The organism is ANME-2 cluster archaeon (genome assembly GCA_019429385.1).
Taxonomy (GTDB): domain Archaea; phylum Halobacteriota; class Methanosarcinia; order Methanosarcinales; family Methanocomedenaceae; genus Methanocomedens_B.
Window position 1 is genome coordinate 1 of the sequence record JAHYIS010000062.1, and the last position, 6,173, is coordinate 6,173.

Annotated in this window: 8 protein-coding genes; 5 read left to right on the top strand and 3 right to left on the bottom strand. The window is 47.2% G+C overall.

Annotated features, from left to right (window positions below; translation table 11 throughout):
- Nucleotides 1–152 precede the first annotated feature (152 nt).
- Nucleotides 153–956, bottom strand: coding sequence for a prephenate dehydratase (pheA, locus tag K0A89_12725; GenBank protein ID MBW6519346.1), 804 nt, complete (start codon nt 954–956; stop codon nt 153–155).
- Between the two features lie 101 nt (nt 957–1,057).
- Between pheA and K0A89_12730 the strand changes: the two genes are divergently transcribed.
- The 5 genes from K0A89_12730 to K0A89_12750 all read left to right on the top strand — a co-directional run bounded on the left by K0A89_12730 (nt 1,058) and on the right by K0A89_12750 (nt 4,689).
- Nucleotides 1,058–1,240 (top strand): hypothetical protein, encoded by a 183-nt coding sequence (locus tag K0A89_12730; GenBank protein MBW6519347.1) that lies wholly within the window; start codon nt 1,058–1,060, stop codon nt 1,238–1,240.
- 180 nt (nt 1,241–1,420) lie between these two features.
- Nucleotides 1,421–2,566, top strand: coding sequence for an alanine--glyoxylate aminotransferase family protein (locus tag K0A89_12735; protein MBW6519348.1), 1,146 nt, complete (start codon nt 1,421–1,423; stop codon nt 2,564–2,566).
- 27 nt (nt 2,567–2,593) lie between these two features.
- Complete coding sequence (gene ribC, locus K0A89_12740) at nt 2,594–3,058, top strand: riboflavin synthase (protein ID MBW6519349.1); 465 nt, start codon at nt 2,594–2,596, stop codon at nt 3,056–3,058.
- A gap of 54 nt (nt 3,059–3,112) precedes the next feature.
- On the top strand, nt 3,113–3,523 hold the full coding sequence (gene ribH, locus K0A89_12745; GenBank protein MBW6519350.1) for a 6,7-dimethyl-8-ribityllumazine synthase: 411 nt from the start codon (nt 3,113–3,115) through the stop codon (nt 3,521–3,523).
- Nucleotides 3,524–3,546: 23 nt separating this feature from the next.
- Nucleotides 3,547–4,689 (top strand): pyridoxal phosphate-dependent aminotransferase, encoded by a 1,143-nt coding sequence (locus K0A89_12750; GenBank protein MBW6519351.1) that lies wholly within the window; start codon nt 3,547–3,549, stop codon nt 4,687–4,689.
- A 35-nt stretch (nt 4,690–4,724) separates the two neighbouring features.
- Here K0A89_12750 and traF read toward each other — a convergent pair whose 3' ends face one another.
- Both traF and K0A89_12760 read right to left on the bottom strand, forming a co-directional pair.
- Entirely contained in the window at nt 4,725–5,261 is a 537-nt protein-coding gene (traF, locus tag K0A89_12755) for a conjugal transfer protein TraF (protein ID MBW6519352.1), read from the bottom strand.
- Between the two features lie 51 nt (nt 5,262–5,312).
- Nucleotides 5,313–6,173, bottom strand: an 861-nt coding sequence (locus tag K0A89_12760) for an acetylxylan esterase (protein ID MBW6519353.1), incomplete at its 5' end; no start/stop codon positions are given.

The window sequence follows — 6,173 nt, forward strand, 5'->3', positions numbered from 1 at the left end:
ATATTTGGTAGCTTTATGTGAAGAATTTATAGCTAATGTCTTACGATATCGATTTAGAAATTCCTAAGACATTAAAGACGAAAAGCGCAGTGGCTATTGAAAGCGTTTAATAGGCTGAATAGTTACATTGTTTCTTTGTTCAGAAAAGAGCTTTATGCTTTTGGATATGAGCCTATTATCTTAAGATGGCCTGCCAGATTATTGATACCATCAAGTGCTTCTTTTACATGCTCATCGGTTCTGTGCCCTTCCATATCAATATAGAACAGGTAATCCCCCAGCCCCCGCTTGGAAGGCCTTGATTCAATTTTTGTCAGGTTGATATTACGACTGGCGAATTCACCCAGCAGGTCATACAGGCCACCGGGTCGGTCGTGTCCAAGATGTACTATAATAGATGTCTTGTCATGTCCAGTAGGTTCCGGTGTCTGTTTCCCCAGCACAACGAACCTGGTATAGTTCTCTTTATGGTCCTGGATATTATCTGCAAGGATATCCAGCCCGTAATGTTGGGCAGATTCACGTGAGGCAATGGCAGCCATCTCTGGAAATTCAGATGTGAGCCTGGCTGCGTGGGATGTACTGCCGGTGGTTTGCGTCCTCGCATTCTTGAAATGTGTGCGGATGAACCGGCGACATTGGGCCAGAGCCTGTGGATGGGATAGTATCACTTTCACATCATCCATGCGTCCTTTCGATAGCAGGCAGTGACTTACTGGTACAATGATCTCACCAGTGATAGTTATATCATGCTCTTTGAGAGCATCTAACGTAATGCCGACAGACCCTTCAAGAGAGTTTTCAATGGGTACTATTCCGCATTCCACGCTTCCTTCGAGAACAGATTCTACGACATCTTCCAGGTCATCGAAATACTTGAGCTGAGCATGTATGTCAAGCTGGTTGGCGGCTTTTTGCGAGTATGTCCCTTCCGGTCCAAGAAGTCCTATTAACATATCCTTTACAATTCAGTGTGCTCCCATATAGTTTTTGCAGGGGATAGAAATATATGTGACAAAGTGAATATTAACCTGATGTAATAATTTTAGGGGAAAAAATGAACATACTACAAAAGTTACTTTTTGCGATTGCATTAATAGTCCTGGCAATACTGATGATCCTGCCTCTGTGGTGGGATGCTATGGCGCCTTCGATTTTTGGATTTCCAGCATTTGTCGTTCAGGAGATCAATGCAATCAACGATGGTATACATTGGTGGATAGACCAGATTTTCAAGTAAAGTCATTCTTTCTTGTTGTATATGATCTATAAGATTATGTACTCAAGTTGATCTGACCGCGGGGAGGATTTTCCTGTTCCTTCTGGTTATCAGGTATTGTCTGATAATCAAAAGTTATACATGCAAGTTATTCCATCTAACACCACCTAATCAGATTGAACTTTATCGAGTGACTACATAATGAAACTTGAAAATACATTGATGATGATACCGGGCCCTGTTCCCATAGCACCCAGGGTACAGAGAGCCATGGGCAGACCCATGTTCGGTCATAGAGGGGAGGAATTTGGCGCCATATATGACGAATGCCGTGAGACACTGGCTGAACTGTTCCAGACAAAGAACGAAGTATTTGTGATATCAGGTTCAGGCACTGCCAGTATGGAGGCAGCAATAGGGAACGTTATTGGAAAGGACGATACCATTGTCACCATCGAAAATGGGAAGTTCGGTGAGCGGTTGTGTGATATCGGGGAACGCTATGGTAATGCGGTCAAACTGAAATATGAGTGGGGTACACCCATTGACCTTGAAGCGGTTGAGGAAGCACTTGAGAAGGGTGCCAAGGCCGTAGCATTGGTGCATAACGAGACCAGTGTAGCCATCAAGAACCCGGCAGAGGAAGTAGCTAAACTGGCAAAAAAACACGATGCTCTTTTTATCATGGACGCTATAACCACAGTTGGCGGTGACACCGTGGAAGTTGACAAATGGGGTGTGGATATAGCATTCATGGGTTCCCAGAAGTGTATTGCTGCGCCACCGGGCCTGTCGGCTATCACGGTCAGTGATGCCGCATGGGACGCAATTGTGGAAAAACCACCCTATTATCTTGACCTGAAAGCATACCGCAAATCTGCCTCAAATTCACCTACCCAGACACCTTACACACCCGGTGTACCGCTGATATCTGCCATGTGCGAGGCCCTGAGGATAGTGAAGGAAGAGGGCATGGAGCAGCGCAAGCACAGGCATGCCCAGGGTGCAGCAGCTGTACGGGCGGCAGCGGATGCGATGGGGATCGAACTGTTCCCGAAGATAGACAGGTATCACCGTTATTCCAACACTGTTACCGGAATGAGCATCCCGGAGGGTATAACTGATAAAGAACTGCGCGGCGAGATGATGGATATGGGCATCCAGATATCAGGTGGACAGTCACGGTTGAAAGGGAAAATATTCAGGATAGGCAGTATGGGTAATTTCACTGCCACTGATATGGTCACTACTATCTCCGTACTGGAACTGGTGCTGGCAAAACACGGCCTGGTGGAAAACGTTGGTTCCGGTCTGGAAGCGGCAAGTATAGAACTGGACAAGATTTAACAGAAACAGGTTAGCCTGGAGGTAGATATGGTCACGGTAGGCATTGCTGATACTACATTTGCCAGGTATGATATGGGGGCTGCGGCTATTGATGAACTGCGCAACAACGCCTCTGTGAAGATAAAACGGTACACCGTACCCGGTATCAAGGACCTGCCCGTAGCCTGCAAGAAATTGATAGATGAGCAGAACTGCGACATAGTCATGGCACTGGGTATGCCCGGGGCAGACCCGAAGGACAAGATATGTGCCCATGAGGCATCCCAGGGCATTATACAGGCGCAGTTGATGACCAATATCCATATAATCGAGGTGTTCGTGCATGAGGACGAGGCCCGGGATGACAGGACCCTTGCATGGCTGATGGAGCAGCGCTCACGGGAACATGCCCTTAATGTGGTAAAACTTATGTTCCGTCCCCATGACCTGGAACGCGAAGCCGGGACAGGGCAGAGGCAGGGATACGAGGATGCGGGTTCTGTCGGTCAGTAAGACTGAGTAAAATTTATATTATTATGGATATAGGACAATCAGGAGATTTTGGTAATGAGTACTATAAAACTGGGATTCGTGGTGGCAGAGTTCAACAGGGACCTGACCTACCAGATGGAGATGCTTGGCAGGGAGCATGCAGCGTTTTTAGGGGCCACAGTAGAGAAGACCATCATGGTGCCCGGGGTATATGATATGCCGCTGGCTATAAAAAAAATGGTGAGTGACCCTAACATCGATGCAGTGGTCACTATCGGTTGTGTCATCGAGGGACAGACCAAACACGATGAGGTCGTCGTGCAGCATGCTGCACGTAAAATAACCGACCTGTCACTGGAATACGATAAACCGGTAACACTGGGTATTTCAGGCCCCGGCATGAGCAGGCTCGATGCCCACAAGCGGGTCGACTATGCCAAACGGGCCGTGGAAGCTGCTGTCAAGATGGTGCAAAGGTTAAAATAATATTCAAATCCAGAGGGGAGCCAATGGTATCAACACGCCTGCAAAGTATTGAGGAATCGGCAACCCTCAGGATGACGAATCTCGCCAATGAACTTAAGCGCGAGGGACATGATGTCATCAGTTTCAGTCTGGGAGAACCTGATTTTGACACCCCGAAGAACATTACCGACGCAGCAGTGGAATCGCTGCGAAGGGGTGATACGCATTATTCCCCATCTTCCGGCATACCTGAACTGCGTCTTGCCATTGCCGAGAAACTGAACGAAGAGAACAACCTGAATATTGAGCCGGCCCACATTATCGTGACGCCTGGCGCCAAGCAGGCTGTGTTCGAGGCTATTCTTGCAGTGCTAAACGAGGGCGACGAGGCCATACTGTTCGACCCGGCATGGGTATCCTATGACCCCTGTATCAAGATAGCGGGCGGCAGGACGGTGTTCGCACCTCTTGATCCCGGGAATGATTTCAATCCCATGGATGTGGCCAGTTATATTACTCCAAAAACAAAGCTGATCGTCGTGAACAGCCCGAGCAATCCCACGGGGGGTATTTTTACCAGGGATGTACTCCAGGAAATTGCAGACCTTGCTATTGATCATGATATCACTGTGCTTTCGGACGAGATATATGAGAAGATAATTTACGATCATGAACACGTAAGCATTGGCAGCCTGCCCGGTATGGAAGACCGTACCATAACCGTGAACGGTTTTTCAAAAGCATATGCCATGACCGGCTGGAGACTGGGATATCTTGCCACCTCCCATGAACTGTACACATCCATGTCAAAATTGCAGAGCCACAGTGTCAGCAGTGCCACTACATTTGTCCAGTGGGCGGGTGTGGAAGCGCTAAAAGGCGACCAGTCATTCATTCCTGAGATGGTTACCGAGTTCAAGGCACGGCGGGACCTGCTGGTGGATGGGTTGAACAATATGGGCATCAAGTGCAATTATCCCGCCGGGGCGTTCTATGCTTTTGCCGACGTGAGTGAATACGGCAACGGGGATGATGTATGCGAAAAGCTCCTCACAGAAGCCTATGTGGCTGCCACGCCAGGCAGTGCTTTTGGTCCCCACAGCATGGACTTTATCCGGTTATCCTATGCTACCAGCAGGAAGCGGATACAGACCGCACTCGAGCGTATCGAACAGACGCTGGGATAAATCGCAACCTTCATTTTTTGAATTTTTTTGATTATTTAATGTCTATCCACATAAAACAGGAAAGCTGTAATACCTACCAGGATCGTCATCAATGTCAGGATAACGGTACCGGATGTTCTTTCCTGTGTACGGGGGATAGTCCCAGATGGTATACTGATATTCGCGACAACCTGTCCAATACTGTCGCTCAATACTGTGCTGTTTGTAAGACCCCTGAACTCCTGGTAAACAAATTGTTGGGTTGAATCTTTATCGGTTATTAATAATGTAATCGGGACGGTCCTTATATTGAATTCAAGCCCGGCAAGGGGATTGTCGTCCAGGTTTACATAGATGAATGCGATATTGCGGGAATAATTCTCTTCTAATTTTTTGACAATAGGTGATTGTTCCTGGCAAAAATGACAGTAATCTGAATAGAAATAAACAAATACCGGGGTATTATTGTTCAGATTGCTATTGATCTTAGCGTTCAATGTTTGAGGATCTTCAGCGGTTACCGTAAATGTGACAAGAACTAACAAAAATAGTGATATGAAGCACTTCAGGATCATTCTGTATGAAGGTATCATGTTGAATATTCTGTTCGATTATTGTATAAAAAATGTGTGAATCCCCTTTCCTTAACTGAATATAAGGGTAAGTTCTTGCACCAGCACATCCCTCATGGCAGCATTATACCCGTGCCCGCTCCCTTGTACAGGATAGAACACCTTTGGCTCATTCGCTTTATCGTATGTTCCCAGGGCCATTTCTATAGGGATGATCGAGTCATTGGTCATATGTATCATTACAAGTTTGCGCGGGGAAAGCTTATCAAGGTAGGTATCGGGGTCAATTGACCGCAGGAACTTTATCTTATTCTCAGTGTTCTGGTCTGGATATTTGGCGATCAGGGACTCGACATCATAACCGCTGGTACTGACCCCTATTATGCCTTTAATGGAAGGGTCGATGGCACTGGCAATAATACCAAACCTGCCACCGTTGCTTATCCCGATAATGGTGATATTATCCGCGTCGATATCCTCGTACTGGCGCATCACATCCACGGCTTTGAGTGCGTCATACACCATCTTGTGTTCAAAGGGTTCTTCGCCTTTATTGAACAGGGCAGCATCAATCTGGAAATCCACGCCCCCCCTGTTACGCTGGTCAATGACCATGGATGCATAACCCATATCTGCCAGTTCAGCCGATAGCCCCTGCTCCCCCTCTTTAGTGACCGTGGCGCCCGGAAGTATAAGAACGCCGGGCACAGGTCTGCTGCTGTTGGGAATGCGTAACAGGGCACTGATGACGGCGTCCCTGCTGGAATAATTGATATTATCAAGAGTATGGTCAGATGTATTTTCAATGACATTTGAATCAAATACAGGAACCCCACGCTCAGATGGATAGGACATGATGCCGTTGTCGTCCACATTCCATTCCTGTGGAGCATTGTGGTTTCCGAACGAAGCCCACAAAAATGCGATCAGGAT

What these genes read in the sequence shown, in the direction of transcription:
- pheA (MBW6519346.1), bottom strand. Translation starts at nt 956, where the DNA reads ATGTTAATAGGACTTCTTGGACCGGAAGGGACATACTCGCAAAAAGCC.
- K0A89_12730 (MBW6519347.1), top strand. Translation starts at nt 1,058, where the DNA reads ATGAACATACTACAAAAGTTACTTTTTGCGATTGCATTAATAGTCCTG.
- K0A89_12735 (MBW6519348.1), top strand. Translation starts at nt 1,421, where the DNA reads ATGAAACTTGAAAATACATTGATGATGATACCGGGCCCTGTTCCCATA.
- ribC (MBW6519349.1), top strand. Translation starts at nt 2,594, where the DNA reads ATGGTCACGGTAGGCATTGCTGATACTACATTTGCCAGGTATGATATG.
- ribH (MBW6519350.1), top strand. Translation starts at nt 3,113, where the DNA reads ATGAGTACTATAAAACTGGGATTCGTGGTGGCAGAGTTCAACAGGGAC.
- K0A89_12750 (MBW6519351.1), top strand. Translation starts at nt 3,547, where the DNA reads ATGGTATCAACACGCCTGCAAAGTATTGAGGAATCGGCAACCCTCAGG.
- traF (MBW6519352.1), bottom strand. Translation starts at nt 5,261, where the DNA reads ATGATACCTTCATACAGAATGATCCTGAAGTGCTTCATATCACTATTT.